A 14,502-nucleotide genomic window follows, 5' to 3' on the forward strand; every position below is an offset into this window, starting at 1 on the left:
TTTAAAGCTGCCCATACTGAAGGGATAGCACAATCAAAATGTGCCGCAATTTCCCGTAAAAAAGCATCTGGATGAGCCTCTACAAAGGATTTTAATTCCTCTAAAGGAATCTTTCGGTTTTTGACGACTCGCTTTTTCCTCTCTAAGTGTCCTTGTTCACGTAAGTTCTTTTTCCATGTGAAGAGAGTTCTGACGCCGACATCAAAAACCTTGGCTGCCTCGACATGGCTGTGCCCCCTCTTTGATGTAATCTAATGCTCGCTGTTTAAAATCTGTACTACATGCATAGCTTTATTATAACATGCTTGTTTGAAACTAAGCGACTATAAAATATTAGCAATAAGCTTATTTAGAGATTTTAATATAGGAGGTGAAAAATATAGAGCAACAAACTTTTATATCTATACTTTTGTTGAGAACTTAGAAAGTATAGGAGATAAACCGTCACAATGGAACTCTGATTTGAATCATTTACTCAATGAAGAGGGTATGTATCTGAATAAAGAGGCTTTGATTCATTTTGAGTATAATGAATCAGAAAAAAATATGGTATTATAAATAGGAAAAGGAGATAAATTATCATGGAAATTAATCAAGTAATCATTAACATTTCTGCTAGACATGTTCATTTAAAGAGGGAACATTTAGATATTTTATTTGGTGAAGGATACCAACTAAACAAGTTAAAAGATTTGTATCAGCCTGGTGAATTTGCTGCTGAAGAACAGGTTACAATTCAGTCGGCATCTGGCGAGATTAATCGTGTCAGGGTATTAGGACCAATTCGTCCTTATACACAAGTTGAGGTTTCTAAAACAGATTCTAGATTATTAAAGATAACTCCACCAGTACGTACTTCGAGTGAGATTGAAAACTCTTCACCGATTACCATTATAGGACCTAATGGAAGAGTTAATTTAGATGAAGGGTGCATTATTGCTAATAGACATATTCACTTTGCCACAGAAGAAGCTGAGGAAATGGGTCTTAAAAATGGAGATATAGTTTCTGTTGAAGTAAAAAGCGAAAAAAGTGCTACTTTGCATGATGTTCATTGCAGAGTGAGTGATAAATATAGATTGGAAATGCATATTGATACTGATGATGCGAATGCACTTCTTTTATCAGGAGGTGAGATTGGCACGATTATAAAAGAGTAGAAATGGAGATTATCGAAAGTTGATTAAGGCATTAATAATTAGAAATTTTCAAATGTATACTAGATTTTTTCCAGTAGCTCTATTCCTGAATCGATTGTTAGATGCCATTTTTCAGCTTTTAGGGTATTGGTTAATTGCTCATTATCTTTTTAATAACAAATTAGTAGTTAGTCAAGTAGAAGTGATTGATTATTTTACTTTCGCTGCTGCTGGGATGCTTTACTACAATGTTGCTGTTGCTATTTTGATGAATGTAGGGCGTTCATTGATGGTTGAGGTTCGAGAGGGAACCTTGGAAAGCTTATTTATAACTCCATATAGTATTTTCAGCTATTATATAGGCGTGTTCATTGAACAGCTTGGAAGAACTTTTATGGAGTTTTGTTCACTTTTTATTATTTCTATTTTGCTCGGTGCAAAGTTCATGGCAACTCCAATATCCTATTGGCTGTTGAGAGTTATGTTGTTATTGTTTTAATATCATTTTCTATGAGTGTTTTTGTTGCTAACATAATGCTCTGGTTAAGAGATACATTTATAAGTCAGAATACGTTATTTATTTTGATATTTTTAGTATCTGGTGTTACATTTCCTAGGACAGTGCTTCTTGATTTTCTAAAATGTGTTGGTGATTTATTACCAATTACTTATGGCTTAGAGATAGTTAGACTAATATCTTCTGGAGATTTGGAATCGCTTCAACTATGTCTATTGATTTTTAAAGTTTTACTTCTCTCATTAGTTTTTATTGTGATTGGCTTGCTCAGTTATAAAAAGATGGAGAAGAAAGTGATCGAATATTTAACAATTTAGGAGAATTCCGATGTTAGAAGTAAAAAATGTATCTAAAAGTTATCTTACAAAAACGAAGATTAATTTACTAAAAAGAAAAAGTAAGCTATTAATAATGTTTCATTAAAAATTCCAAGAGGAAAAATAATTGGAGTTTTAGGAGAAAATGGGGCAGGCAAAACAACCTTAATAAAAATGATGACAACGCTTCTAAAACAAGATTCAGGAGAAATTACAATTAATGGAATTGATATTAATGATAATTTAAAGGATACTCGAAGTAAAATCAATGTTATAAGTGATGGAGAGAGAAATCTTTTTATATGGTCTAAAATTGATACTTCAATTTCATATGACCACTTATTGAGAAAATTAACATCTGAATATGATGTGTCAGAGAAAAAAGCAGATAAAGACTTGAAAAGAATTATTAACCAATTTAGTGAACTTGAGTTTGTTTCAGTTAATACTCTTCGAAAATCAAATTCAAACCGCGTCAGCGTCGCCTTACCGTACTCAAGTACAGCTTGCGGCTAGCTTCCTAGTTTGCTCTTTGATTTTCATTGAGTATAAGGGAGGTTAATGTTGCTTTTTCTGAAATATATTTAATGCTTATATCGAAAATACTTAGAAAAGTCTTGAAGTTTTGTGGCTCTTTATCAACTTGTAGTGGGGTGATGAAAAGAGTGGTTAATACTAGACATACTTCAAAAAGCATTGTACGATAGTAACATGAAATTAGCTAAACAAGAAATCACCTTTCTCTTTAAAGACCTTACTAAGCCTCTAACACAAAGTCTTCCAATCGTTCTGCTTTGTTTGATGGGAAAATCCTATCAAGAGATGATAGAGCGTCTAGACTGTAGTTTGGTGAAATTTAAAGAAGGATGAGGAGTTAGGTTCGGACTCTCTCCTTCAAGAAAGACGTGGTGGTTGTAACCACGTTTATATGACAGTCAAGGAATAGATAGTTTTCCGGTCATTTGAAAACTTCAGAGGAAGAGGAAGTTGTTACAGTAGATTTCCTGCAAAATCTAGATTGAATTGTAATAAAAATGAATTCATTGCTTATAACGTACCGGACTAGGATATACAGGCCGTTGTAGGACAAGTGTTCTAGAGATTGTTTCTCAGGAGGTTTAGTGATACTCCATTTCTTCAGTCCTATCAAAAGGAGATTAGTCGTTCCTACACAGGTGATGCTTTCTGTCAACTGTTGAAGCGACATAGCTGGCGCACTGTTGCCCTAGATCCTAAGAAAGCAGGCGCTCAAACCATTGCCGCGTCTAAACATCCCATCTCTATTCAAGAAGGTAAGAAAACGCTTTAAAGATAGTAGATGCTTTCGTAAGCTTGGGTTCATGCATCAAAGATGAGACTGGTTTCGGATAGGCAGTAAACTAGGATCTTGTTAGCCACCTAAAGGAATAGGTCCTCCTGTCCATAGTCATTCCGTGCATGAATTCTCTTACTGTTAGAGAGCTGTTGATGCTTATAGAGGAGCATCCTTTTTCCTGCTTGCCGGAGGATGCCATACTGAATGGAGGAAAGCTTGTTTACAAGAACTGTCACAGGCCTATCCAACTGATTTTATTTTACTAGTCATGGATCATGCCCTAGGGCATCCATCAAGTAGCTTAACTATTCCAAATCATATTGGCTTTCCCTTTATTCCCCCATACAGGCCAGAGATGAATCCTATTGAACAGATGCAGAAAGAGCTTGGTGAAGGTGGCTTCCAGAATAAAGCATTTCAAACCTTGGAAGCTGGCATTGATACATTTCAAGAGATCATACAAGGATTAGAGAGGAGTGTTGTAAAGTCCATCGTTAAAAGAGAATGAACCAGAATGCTTTTTGAAAATAGATATGAGTATTAGTTGAACTGCCCTATGCCGAACGGCACCTACGGTGGTGTGAGAGGGACTAGTCTTAGCCCCTACTCGATTCAATCTGTACCCACACAATTCTTCTTTTTTTATCTTGTGATTCACTCTGTTCTATTTTAAAATGAAATGGTAGCTACCAATATAAATGATGAGGATAAAACAAATGACTGAAAATCGTTATGAATTAAATAAAAATTTGGCACAGATGCTCAAAGGTGGGGTTATCATGGACGTTCAAAATCCTGAACAGGCTCGTATTGCAGAGGCTGCTGGTGCGGCTGCTGTTATGGCTTTGGAGCGGATTCCAGCTGATATTCGTGCAGCTGGTGGTGTTTCCCGTATGAGTGATCCAAAGATGATTAAGGAAATCCAAGAAGCGGTTAGCATTCCAGTGATGGCTAAGGTTAGAATCGGGCATTTTGTTGAAGCTCAGATTTTAGAGGCTATTGAGATTGACTATATCGATGAGAGTGAAGTTTTATCTCCAGCTGACGATCGTTTCCATGTGGACAAGAAAGAATTTCAAGTACCTTTTGTCTGTGGAGCTAAGGACTTGGGGGAAGCCTTGCGTCGTATCGCTGAAGGTGCTTCCATGATTCGTACTAAAGGAGAACCGGGTACAGGAGATATTGTCCAAGCTGTTCGCCATATGCGTATGATGAATCAGGAAATTCGCCGTATTCAAAACCTACGCGAGGACGAACTTTATGTTGCTGCCAAGGAATTGCAAGTCCCTGTAGAATTGGTTCAATACGTCCATGAACATGGGAAATTGCCAGTTGTAAACTTCGCAGCTGGAGGCGTTGCAACGCCAGCAGATGCTGCACTTATGATGCAATTAGGGGCAGAGGGTGTATTTGTCGGTTCAGGTATTTTTAAGTCAGGCGATCCTGTTAAACGAGCGAGTGCCATTGTTAAGGCTGTGACTAACTTCCGTAATCCTCAAATCCTAGCTCAAATCTCTGAAGATCTAGGAGAAGCTATGGTTGGTATCAATGAAAATGAGATCCAAATTCTCATGGCTGAGCGAGGAAAATAGATGAAAATCGGAATATTGGCCTTGCAAGGTGCCTTTGCAGAGCATGCAAAAGTGCTAGATCAATTAGGTGTCGAGAGTGTTGAAATCAGAAATTTAGAGGATTTTCAGAAATCTCAGAGTGACTTGTCGGGTTTGATTTTGCCTGGTGGTGAGTCTACAACCATGGGCAAGCTCTTACGAGACCAGGACATGCTGATTCCCATTCGAGAAGCCATTCTATCTGGTTTACCAGTATTTGGAACCTGTGCAGGCTTGATTTTGCTGGCTAAGGAAATTACTTCTCAGAAAGAGAGTCATCTAGGAACTATGGATATGGTGGTCGAGCGCAATGCCTATGGGCGCCAATTAGGAAGTTTCTATACGGAAGCAGAATGTAAGGGAGTTGGTCAGATTCCAATGACCTTTATCCGTGGTCCAATTATCAGCAGTGTTGGAGAAGATGTAGAAATTCTAGCAACAGTGAATAATCAAATCGTTGCAGCCCAAGAAAAAAATATGTTGGTAACTTCTTTTCATCCTGAATTGACTGATGATGTAAGCTTGCACCAGTACTTTATAAATATATGTGAAGAAAAAAGATAGTAAAAAAGCGCAAAAAATCACTTCCTGTGCTATACTATAATTGAAATTTTTTTAGTTTTTGCGTTAGAAATGTTTCCTCAGTCCTAGCGCCTTTTCTTTTTGATAAGTATGCTTGGTGGAGAGTAGTTTGTAAATGATTCTGAAGATCTTATGAGCACAAGCAATGACGGCTTTCATATTGCTTCCTCTTTAGGAAATTCGATTATAAAACTCTAAGCAGGCTCTGCCTGCTTAGAGTTTTACATGTAATAAACAATGGCGATGTATTGGAGTGCGGACGCAGCTAGGATAAAGAGATGCCAAATCATGTGGAAATAAGGTTTTTTCTTGGCGTAAAATCCAGCCCCAACTGTATAAGAGAGTCCGCCAGTTACCATGAGACTCCAGAAAATTGGTGTCGTTTGACTGATAATGGCAGGAATGATAGCCAGAACCAACCAGCCCATAATCAGGTAAAGAGCAAGGCTAAATTTTTCATTGACTTTTTTAGCAAGGATTTTATAGAGAATACCAAAGATGGTCGTTCCCCATTGGATAGCAATAATCAGATAGCCAAACCAGTTATTCATCAAGGTTAAGACGACTGGCGTATAAGAGCCTGCGATAGCCACATAAATCATAGAATGGTCAATAATTCTCAAGACGTATTTGTGGGTCGAACCATAGGCCATAGAGTGGTAAATGGTGGATGAGAGGAACATGAGAAAGAGACTGATAACGAAAATGGAAACGCCGATAGAGGATAAAAAGCCATGTGCTTCGTAACTATAGGTGGATGAAATAGGGAGTAAGATGAGCATGATGACTGCACCCACAGCATGGGTCACACTATTAGCAATCTCTTCTCCGAAACTGAGTTGTTTGCTGAGTTTAAGACTAGTGTTCATTGGATTACCTCCTCTTGAGTATGATGGATTAAGGCTAGGGTTTGATGATAGAGTTTAACGGTTTGGCAGCTGGTTTGGATGATAGGGTTAGCTGGGTCAATTCCTTGGTTCATGTAGTTCACAAAAGCATCGTAGAGTTGCTCTGAACTTGCTTGACTTTGTAGAGTATTCAGTGTCTGAGCGATTTCTTGAATCGAAAATACAGACTTGAGGGTTGTGATAGCAATCAGACGGGCAATCTGTTGACGTTGGTATTTTTTCTTGTCAGGTTTTGTCAGGTAACCATGTTTGACATAATTGTTAACCATAGATGCTGTCAAGCCTTTGTCTTTATCAGGAGAGATAGGGGCACAGACCTGATTGACATAGAGTAAAACCTGGTCCAGATAGAGGTCAATATTTGGAATTTCTGCCCATTTTGGGTAGGAAAAGGTAGTTTTCATTTTCAACTCCTTTTTATCTAGTTTTAATAACTAGATTATAAAATAACAAAAACAGAAAGTCAAGTTTTAACTGCTTGTAGAAAGACTTAAATTATGCTAGGATGGGAGAAACTAGTCAGAAATGAGGAGAAAAGATGGAGATTCGTTTAGCTTTTCCAAATGAAGTAGATGACATCATGCAAGTGATGGAGGATGCTAAAAAATGTTTAGCGGATGCTGGTAGTGACCAGTGGCAAAATGGTTATCCAAATGCTGATATTATTATTGAAGATATTATCTCAGGTCAAGCCTATGTAGCCTTGGAAGAGGGAGAACTACTAGCCTATGCTGCTGTGACCAAGAGTCCAGAGGCAGCCTATGAAGCCATTTATGAAGGCAACTGGCAAGTTGGGGAGTCAGAGTACCTAGTCTTTCACCGTATTGCTGTGGCAGCAGATGTGCAGGGACAGGGAGTTGCTCAAACCTTTTTAGAGGGCTTGATTGAAGGTTTTGATTATCTAGATTTTCGCTCAGATACGCATGCTGAAAACAAAGCTATGCAGCATATTTTTGAAAAACTCGGTTTTAAACAGGTTGGTAAGGTTCCAGTTGATGGCGAACGCTTGGCCTATCAAAAATTAAAGAAATAATGCAAAAGAAGTATGTAAAAATGCTCTATTCTTCGCCGATTGGCTCCCTTTCTCTCGTAGCTGATGACCATTATTTGTATGGAATTTGGGTTCAGGAGCAGAAGCATTTTGAGAGGGGACTAGGAGATGAGACGATAGAAGCAGTTGTTAGTCATCCCATTTTAGACCCAGTTATTACTTGCTTAGATGCTTACTTTAAAGGCAAGCCTAAGGATTTATCCGACTTGCCCTTGGCTCCAATTGGAACGGATTTTGAAAAGCGAGTTTGGGACTATTTACAGGGAATTCCTTATGGTCAGACAGTGACATATGGGCAAATAGCCCAAGACCTGCAAGTGCCTTCTGCTCAAGCAATTGGTGGAGCGGTAGGACGCAATCCTTGGTCTATTCTAGTACCTTGTCACCGTGTGCTGGGAGCAGGCAAGCGTCTGACTGGTTATGCCGCAGGAGTGGAAAAGAAAGCCTGGCTCTTGGAGTATGAAGGCGCAGATTTTAAAGATATAAATAATAGAAAGTGAAAGACATGTTAGAATTTATCGAATACCCAAAATGTTCAACTTGTAAAAAAGCAAAACAAGAATTAAACCAACTCGGTGTGGACTACAAAGCCGTCCATATCGCCGAAGAAACACCTAGCCAAGAAGTTATTTTAAACTGGCTGGAAACCTCAGGGTTTGAATTGAAGCAATTTTTTAACACCAGTGGAATCAAATACCGTGAATTAGGGTTAAAAGATAAGGTAGGAAGTCTGTCAAACCAAGAAGCAGCTGAGTTGCTAGCAAGCGACGGCATGTTGTTAAAACGGCCAATTTTAGTAGAAAATGGAACTGTTAAACAAATCGGTTATCGAAAACCTTATGAAGAATTGGGATTGAAATAGTTTTTACTTATCTCTCTGATAGATAAAATATATAACCTCCCTGTTTTAAAGTATGATAAACTAGTAGGTAGACAAAGACTGTATCTGACCGTAGCAAATAATTTCATTGACGGCAGAAGTATGGTAGAATGAATCATTATCAGGAGAGGATGTTTTTATGAATGTTACAACGATTTTAGCATCAGATTGGTATCAAAACTTGATGCAATTGATTCCGGATGGCAAGCTTTTTAGCTTGCGTTCGGTCTTTGATGGAATTCCGAGAATTGTTCAACAACTTCCAACAACGATTATGTTGACAATTGGTGGTGCCTTTTTTGGCTTGGTTTTGGCGCTTCTTTTTGCCATTGTGAAGATCAATCGTGTCAAGATTTTATATCCCTTGCAGGCCTTCTTTGTTAGTTTCTTAAAAGGGACACCGATTTTAGTGCAGCTCATGTTGACCTACTACGGAATTCCTTTGGCTTTGAAAGCTCTCAATCAGCAATGGGGAACTGGTCTCAATATCAATGCGATTCCAGCCGCTGCTTTTGCGATTGTCGCCTTTGCCTTTAATGAGGCAGCTTATGCTAGTGAAACCATTCGTGCAGCCATTCTCTCAGTTAACCCTGGTGAGATTGAGGCGGCACGCAGTCTGGGTATGACCCGAGCGCAAGTTTATCGACGAGTGATTATTCCAAATGCAGCAGTTGTGGCAACTCCAACCTTGATTAACTCCCTCATCGGCTTGACCAAGGGAACTTCCCTAGCCTTTAGTGCGGGTGTTGTGGAAGTCTTTGCCCAAGCTCAGATTTTGGGTGGTGCCGATTATCGTTATTTTGAGCGCTTCATCTCCGTTGCTCTTGTTTATTGGGTAGTCAATATCGGAATTGAGAGCCTTGGTCGTTTCATCGAGAGAAAAATGGCTATTTCTGCACCAGATACAGTGCAAACAGATGTGAAAGGAGACCTTCGTTAATGATTAAGATTTCGAATTTAAGCAAATCCTTTTCAGGACAGACTGTCTTGGATCATCTGGACTTGGATATTCAAAAAGGGGAAGTTGTAGCCTTGATTGGTTCTTCAGGAGCTGGAAAATCAACCTTTCTTCGCAGTCTCAATTATCTTGAAACACCTGATAGTGGCTCGATTCAGATTGATGATTTCTCGGTTGATTTTTCTAAAATCACTCAAGAAGAAATCCTTGCCCTACGTCGCAAGTTATCTATGGTATTTCAGCAGTTTAATTTGTTTGAGCGCCGTACAGCACTTGATAATGTGAAAGAAGGCTTGGTTGTTGTCAAGAAATTATCTGACCAAGAAGCGACTAAGATTGCCAAGGAAGAGTTGGCTAAGGTTGGGCTTTCTGATCGTGAAAACCATTACCCTCGCCATTTATCAGGTGGACAAAAGCAACGGGTTGCCTTGGCGCGTGCGCTTGCTATGAAACCAGATGTCTTGCTCTTAGATGAACCAACTTCAGCCCTTGACCCAGAATTGGTCGGTGAAGTAGAGAAGTCTATTGCAGATGCTGCTAAGTCAGGTCAGACCATGATTTTGGTCAGTCATGACATGTCCTTTGTAGCCCAAGTGGCTGATAAGATTCTCTTCTTAGATAAGGGGAAAATCATCGAGTCTGGAACACCAGATGAGATTATCCACCATCCTAAAGAAGAGCGGACAAAAGAATTCTTCGCTAGTTACAAACGGACTTATATTTGATATAATAGATAAAGAAAAACTCAGTTAGCTGGACTAGCTGAGTTTACTCTTTAAAAAAGATAGAAATGAGAGAAATCATGCTACTGCAACTATTTTCTTTATATTTCGAGAGTTTGATCTTAACCACCATCCTCGTCCTGATTTTTTTAGGAATTTGGATTGGACTGAGAGCCATGTCGGGAGTTGATAAGACAGCCAAGGCTCGCCAAGCCCATCTCTATGATATGATTATGATTGGGGTCTTGGTTGTTCCAGTATTATCCTTTGCGGTTATGAGTTTAATTCTTGTTTTCAAGGCATAATCCTTGCGTGATTGACAAGAAAGAGTTAGAATAAAGATAGTTACAACAAGAAAGAAGGAAACTATATGTACGATACTATTATTATCGGTGCTGGACCTGCAGGGATGACTGCAGCCTTGTATGCTGCTCGAAGCAATTTGAAAGTAGCTTTGATTGAAGGTGGTCTGCCAGGTGGTCAGATGAATAATACATCTGATATCGAAAATTACCCAGGATATGCTAATATTAGTGGACCTGAATTGGCAGAAAAGATGTTTGAACCGCTTGAAAATCTCGGTGTTGAGCACATTTATGGATATGTTGAAAATGTCGAAGACCATGGTGATTTTAAGAAAGTGATGACTGACGACCAAACATATGAAACTCGTACCGTTATCGTAGCAACTGGTTCTAAACACCGTCCTTTGGGAGTACCTGGAGAAGAAGAACTGAACAGTCGTGGTGTTTCTTACTGTGCTGTGTGTGATGGTGCTTTCTTCCGTGACCAAGATTTGTTGGTAGTTGGTGGTGGAGATTCAGCTGTTGAAGAAGCCCTCTTCTTGACTCGTTTTGCTAAGACTGTTACCATTGTTCACCGTCGTGACCAACTTCGTGCTCAAAAGGTTTTACAAGACCGCGCCTTTGCGAATGAGAAAATCAGCTTTATCTGGGATTCTGTAGTGAAGGAAATCAAGGGTGAAAACCGAGTAGAATCTGTCGTATTTGAAAATGTGAAAACAGGTCAAGTGACAGAACAAGCCTTCGGTGGCGTCTTTATCTATGTTGGATTGGACCCTCTTAGCGATTTTGTTAAAGAATTGAATATCCAAGATCAGGCAGGCTGGATTGTGACAGATAACCACATGAAAACTGCAGTTGACGGTATCTTTGCAGTTGGAGATGTTCGCCAGAAAGACCTTCGCCAAGTAACAACAGCGGTTGGAGATGGAGCTATCGCTGGTCAAGAAGCCTATAAATTTATCACAGAACATAGTTAATCATAAAAAAGTTTCCAATCAGATGACTGGAAACTTTTTTATAGTCTGTTTCGGAAAACTTCGTACATGAGAATGGCCGCAGCAACACTGGCATTAAGGCTTTGAACATGGCCATTCATGGGAATGGTAATCATTTCATCGACCTGTTTTTTAATGTTGCTAGAGATGCCTTTTCCTTCATTTCCGATGATGAGGGCGATTTTCCCTTTTGTATTCCACTTATGGCAAGGAGTACCGTTCATATCCGTTCCAAAGGTCCAGAAGCCTTCATCCTTGACTTTGTCCAGAGTTTGGCTCAGATTGGTCACTCGGGCGATGGGAACGTGCTCGATAGCACCTGTGGCCGTTTTGGCAACGACGGGGGTAACACCTACAGCACGGTGCTTGGGAATGATGACACCTGAAACATTGGTCGCATCGGCTGTTCTCAGGATGGATCCTAGGTTGTGAGGGTCAGTCAAACCATCCAGAATCAATAGCAAAGGATTTTCTTCTTGGCGTGTTTTGGAAAGGATGTGATCTAGCTCGCTATAGGCAAATTCGGACACTCGTAAAACAAAACCTTGGTGGACAGCACCTTCAGTCATCTCAGAGAGGGATTTTTTTGAGGTCCAAGAAATGGACACCTTCTTTTCTGTAGCCAGTTCCTTGACTTTCTCAAGATTCTTACCTCGGAGATTTTCTTGGAGGTAGAGTTTGTTTCCAGTATTTGCAAGGAGGGCTTCGGTAACGGCGTGGACGCCATAGACAATATCATTTGTTTTCATGCCTCTATTATAACACAAAACCCCGTCTTGCAACGGGATTTTCTTTATTCTAGAATCAGTAAACCATCTTTAACTGCAAATGGGTCTTTTTCATTGATACGATCGTAAAACATGATACCGTTAATGTGGTCAATTTCATGCTGAACAACAATGGAGTTGTAGCCTTTGAGTTTGATACGGTGTTTTTCTCCATCTTTGTCAAAGTAGTCAACAGTAACGCGGGCATGGCGAACAACATAGCCAGGCACGTTGCGGTCTACAGACAGGCAACCTTCTCCTTCACCAAGAGCAGCGTCTTGAACAGAGTGAGAGACGATTTTTGGATTGTACATAATGGCTTGCAAGTCGTAGGCTTCCTGCGGAGTTTCGCCTTCTTCAACAATATTAGGTACCAAAACAGCGATAATGCGTTTTGAGATATCCAATTGAGGAGCAGCCAGTCCAACCCCACCGCGGAGTCCCAATTTTTCAGCCATGACAGGATCTTGGGAATGTTTAAGGAATTGCATCATCTTTTCGCCAAGGATGATTTCCTGATCAGATAAGGGGAAAGTAACTTCCTCAGCAACTGCGCGTAGAGTTGGGTTCCCCTCGCGGATAATATCGTTCATATCAATTAAGTGAGCAGCTTTTGTAATACGTTCTATTGCAGACATTTTCTCTCCTTTCATTACCTCTACATGATATCACAAAATGTCAAGGATTGAAAGTATTATAGCCTTTAGGATTTATAGAAAATAGATAGGAAGTTCAATTCATACTCAATGAAAATCAAAGAGCAAACTAAGAAGCTAGCCGTAGGTTGCTCAAAGCACTGCTTTGAGGTTGTAGATAGAACTGACGAAGTCGGTAACATATATACGGTAAGGCGACGCTGACGTGGTTTGAAGAGATTTTCGAAGAGTATCAATTGTGAAAGAATTACTTATCTATGATATAATAAAAAGAAAAGGCTTGCATAAGAAAGTAGGGAGAATGAAGATGAAAAGAAGACAAAATCGAAATCAGGGTGGTTTAGCTTTTCGTTTTATGAAGGGCTTGGTAAACTTTTTTAGGAGTTATCGCAGGTGGAGCAATAAAGGATTTGTGGCGGTACTCTTGCTAGCAGTTGCTTTATCAATGGGCTTGGTCTTGTTGGTTGAAAGTTTCCAAGGAATCCCTTTAACCAGTCAAAAACGAGATACTATTTCTCAAGAGGGGACTAAGCAAAAGTCTCAGGAGCAGGAAGAGGAAAAAACTGCCAGAATTATGGCTAATGGGGATTTGCTCTACCACGATGGACTTTTCTTTTCAGCTAAAAAAGAAGACGGTACCTATGACTTTCATGAGAATTTTGAGTATGTGACACCTTGGCTCAAGCAAGCAGATTTAGCTATTGGTGATTTTGAAGGAACCATCAATAAGGATCATTATTTAGCGGGTTATCCTCTCTTTAATGCTCCTGCTGAAGTTATGGATGCCATTAAGGATGCAGGTTATCATGTGCTAGATTTAGCTCATAATCATATTTTGGATTCGCAAATTGAGGGAGTTATTTCAACGGCCGATATTATTGAAAAAGCTGGAATCACTCCAATCGGAGTTTATACGCATGAACCACGTGATCAGGCTCCGTTGGTCATTAAGGAAGTGAATGGAATCAAGGTTGCTCTTTTGGCCTATTCCTATGGATTCAATGGAATTGAACGGTATATTTCTCAGGAAGACTATAATCGTTATCTTTCAGATTTAAACGAAGATAAGATGAAGGCTGAAATTGAACGGGCAGAGAAGGAAGCAGATATCACCATTATCATGCCTCAGATGGGTGTGGAGTATCGATTGGAACCAACTGAGGAACAAAAAGCTCTTTATCACAAGATGATTGATTGGGGGGCGGATATTATTTTTGGAGGGCATCCTCACGTTGTGGAACCATCTGAAACGGTTGAAAAAGATGGAGACAAGAAACTCATTATCTATTCAATGGGGAACTTCATTTCCAATCAACGGATTGAATCTATGGGAGATGAAGAAAATGCTAAGTGGACTGAACGTGGCGTTCTCATGGATGTAACCATTAAGAAGAAGGATGGAAAAACAACTATCGGAACAGCTAAAGCTCATCCTACTTGGGTCAATCGAACACCAAAGGGAACCTTTTCACCAGAAGGCTATCCTTTATATCATTATCAAACCTATATCTTGGAAGATTTTATAGAGGGTGGCAGTCATCGTGACCAGTTAGATGAAGCGACTAAGGAACGAATTGATACAGCCTATAAAGAAATGAACGAACATGTGGGATTGAAGTGGGATTAGCTTGAATAGACTTCCTGCGAAACAATATATGGTATAATAGTTCTATGGATTATGAAGCAAGTGAACAACTAACTGATGCACGATTTAAGCTCCTGGTTGGTGTTCAGTGCACGACTTTTGAAGAGATGTTAGCTGTATTAAAAAGAGATTATC

The 14,502-nt window shown here is 39.6% G+C and carries 18 protein-coding genes and 4 pseudogenes; 17 read left to right on the forward strand and 5 right to left on the reverse strand.

What is annotated here, in order from left to right:
- A pseudogene (locus HT687_RS11885) lies at positions 1-246 on the reverse strand (IS630 transposase-related protein); the annotation flags it as partial.
- A 63-nt stretch (positions 247-309) separates the two neighbouring features.
- Between HT687_RS11885 and HT687_RS06070 the strand changes: the two are divergent.
- The 8 genes and pseudogenes from HT687_RS06070 to pdxT all read left to right on the forward strand — a co-directional run bounded on the left by HT687_RS06070 (position 310) and on the right by pdxT (position 5,462).
- Complete coding sequence (locus HT687_RS06070) at positions 310-558, forward strand: hypothetical protein (protein ID WP_000777026.1); 249 nt, start codon at positions 310-312, stop codon at positions 556-558.
- Positions 559-581: 23 nt separating this feature from the next.
- Entirely contained in the window at positions 582-1,160 is a 579-nt protein-coding gene (gene pduL / locus HT687_RS06075) for a phosphate propanoyltransferase (protein WP_000405172.1), read from the forward strand.
- Positions 1,161-1,179: 19 nt separating this feature from the next.
- The gene (locus HT687_RS11890) at positions 1,180-1,638 is read left to right on the forward strand and encodes a hypothetical protein (RefSeq protein ID WP_212750464.1); all 459 of its coding nucleotides are present in this window, start codon (positions 1,180-1,182) and stop codon (positions 1,636-1,638) included.
- 461 nt (positions 1,639-2,099) lie between these two features.
- Positions 2,100-2,489 carry a PqqD family peptide modification chaperone gene (locus HT687_RS06085; protein WP_230558127.1) on the forward strand — a complete coding sequence of 130 codons (390 nt, stop codon included), beginning with the start codon at positions 2,100-2,102 and terminating at the stop codon, positions 2,487-2,489.
- A 255-nt stretch (positions 2,490-2,744) separates the two neighbouring features.
- Positions 2,745-2,916: pseudogene (locus HT687_RS11895) on the forward strand (IS630 family transposase); the annotation flags it as partial.
- Between the two features lie 195 nt (positions 2,917-3,111).
- Positions 3,112-3,796: pseudogene (locus HT687_RS11900) on the forward strand (transposase); the annotation flags it as partial.
- 208 nt (positions 3,797-4,004) lie between these two features.
- Entirely contained in the window at positions 4,005-4,880 is an 876-nt protein-coding gene (gene pdxS, locus HT687_RS06095; protein ID WP_000138526.1) for a pyridoxal 5'-phosphate synthase lyase subunit PdxS, read from the forward strand.
- The gene (gene pdxT, locus HT687_RS06100; protein WP_023937432.1) at positions 4,881-5,462 is read left to right on the forward strand and encodes a pyridoxal 5'-phosphate synthase glutaminase subunit PdxT; all 582 of its coding nucleotides are present in this window, start codon (positions 4,881-4,883) and stop codon (positions 5,460-5,462) included. It begins immediately after the preceding gene.
- Positions 5,463-5,701: 239 nt separating this feature from the next.
- On the opposite strand, the gene HT687_RS06105 is transcribed toward pdxT, so the two are convergent.
- Together HT687_RS06105 and HT687_RS06110 are read right to left on the reverse strand one after the other, a co-directional pair.
- The gene (locus HT687_RS06105; protein WP_001097999.1) at positions 5,702-6,349 is read right to left on the reverse strand and encodes a hemolysin III family protein; all 648 of its coding nucleotides are present in this window, start codon (positions 6,347-6,349) and stop codon (positions 5,702-5,704) included.
- Entirely contained in the window at positions 6,346-6,792 is a 447-nt protein-coding gene (locus HT687_RS06110; protein ID WP_000858721.1) for a DUF1836 domain-containing protein, read from the reverse strand. The genes HT687_RS06105 and HT687_RS06110 overlap by 4 nt, the downstream gene beginning before the upstream one ends.
- 134 nt (positions 6,793-6,926) lie before the next feature.
- Here HT687_RS06110 and HT687_RS06115 point away from each other — a divergent pair, with 134 nt between their 5' ends.
- From HT687_RS06115 to trxB, 7 genes are all read left to right on the forward strand, one after another.
- Positions 6,927-7,421 carry a GNAT family N-acetyltransferase gene (locus HT687_RS06115; protein ID WP_000405855.1) on the forward strand — a complete coding sequence of 165 codons (495 nt, stop codon included), beginning with the start codon at positions 6,927-6,929 and terminating at the stop codon, positions 7,419-7,421.
- Entirely contained in the window at positions 7,421-7,939 is a 519-nt protein-coding gene (locus tag HT687_RS06120; protein ID WP_023934081.1) for a methylated-DNA--[protein]-cysteine S-methyltransferase, read from the forward strand. The genes HT687_RS06115 and HT687_RS06120 overlap by 1 nt, the downstream gene beginning before the upstream one ends.
- A 5-nt stretch (positions 7,940-7,944) precedes the next feature.
- A complete protein-coding gene (locus tag HT687_RS06125) occupies positions 7,945-8,301 on the forward strand; it encodes an arsenate reductase family protein (RefSeq protein WP_023934080.1) in 357 nt (118 codons plus the stop codon).
- A gap of 157 nt (positions 8,302-8,458) precedes the next feature.
- Positions 8,459-9,259 (forward strand): amino acid ABC transporter permease, encoded by an 801-nt coding sequence (locus tag HT687_RS06130; RefSeq protein ID WP_001103446.1) that lies wholly within the window; start codon positions 8,459-8,461, stop codon positions 9,257-9,259.
- Positions 9,259-10,002 carry an amino acid ABC transporter ATP-binding protein gene (locus tag HT687_RS06135; RefSeq protein ID WP_000590965.1) on the forward strand — a complete coding sequence of 248 codons (744 nt, stop codon included), beginning with the start codon at positions 9,259-9,261 and terminating at the stop codon, positions 10,000-10,002. Before HT687_RS06130 ends, HT687_RS06135 begins: the two co-directional genes overlap by 1 nt.
- Before the next feature lie 77 nt (positions 10,003-10,079).
- The gene (locus HT687_RS06140; RefSeq protein WP_000926599.1) at positions 10,080-10,304 is read left to right on the forward strand and encodes a DUF4059 family protein; all 225 of its coding nucleotides are present in this window, start codon (positions 10,080-10,082) and stop codon (positions 10,302-10,304) included.
- A 65-nt stretch (positions 10,305-10,369) separates the two neighbouring features.
- Positions 10,370-11,281, forward strand: coding sequence for a thioredoxin-disulfide reductase (gene trxB, locus HT687_RS06145; protein ID WP_000272299.1), 912 nt, complete (start codon positions 10,370-10,372; stop codon positions 11,279-11,281).
- A 38-nt stretch (positions 11,282-11,319) separates the two neighbouring features.
- Here trxB and rlmB read toward each other — a convergent pair whose 3' ends face one another.
- Entirely contained in the window at positions 11,320-12,048 is a 729-nt protein-coding gene (gene rlmB, locus HT687_RS06150) for a 23S rRNA (guanosine(2251)-2'-O)-methyltransferase RlmB (protein ID WP_000855765.1), read from the reverse strand.
- A 44-nt stretch (positions 12,049-12,092) separates the two neighbouring features.
- Positions 12,093-12,704, reverse strand: coding sequence for a peptide deformylase (gene def / locus HT687_RS06155; protein WP_001272952.1), 612 nt, complete (start codon positions 12,702-12,704; stop codon positions 12,093-12,095).
- 325 nt (positions 12,705-13,029) lie between these two features.
- Here def and HT687_RS06160 point away from each other — a divergent pair, with 325 nt between their 5' ends.
- Positions 13,030-14,349: a CapA family protein gene (locus HT687_RS06160; RefSeq protein WP_000830204.1), complete on the forward strand. Its 1,320-nt coding sequence runs from the start codon at positions 13,030-13,032 to the stop codon at positions 14,347-14,349.
- A gap of 44 nt (positions 14,350-14,393) precedes the next feature.
- Positions 14,394-14,502: pseudogene (locus HT687_RS06165) on the forward strand (IS5/IS1182 family transposase); the annotation flags it as partial.

It is taken from the genome of Streptococcus sp. 1449, from assembly GCF_013276805.1.
In the GTDB taxonomy this organism is placed as follows: Bacteria; Bacillota; Bacilli; order Lactobacillales; family Streptococcaceae; genus Streptococcus; species Streptococcus pseudopneumoniae.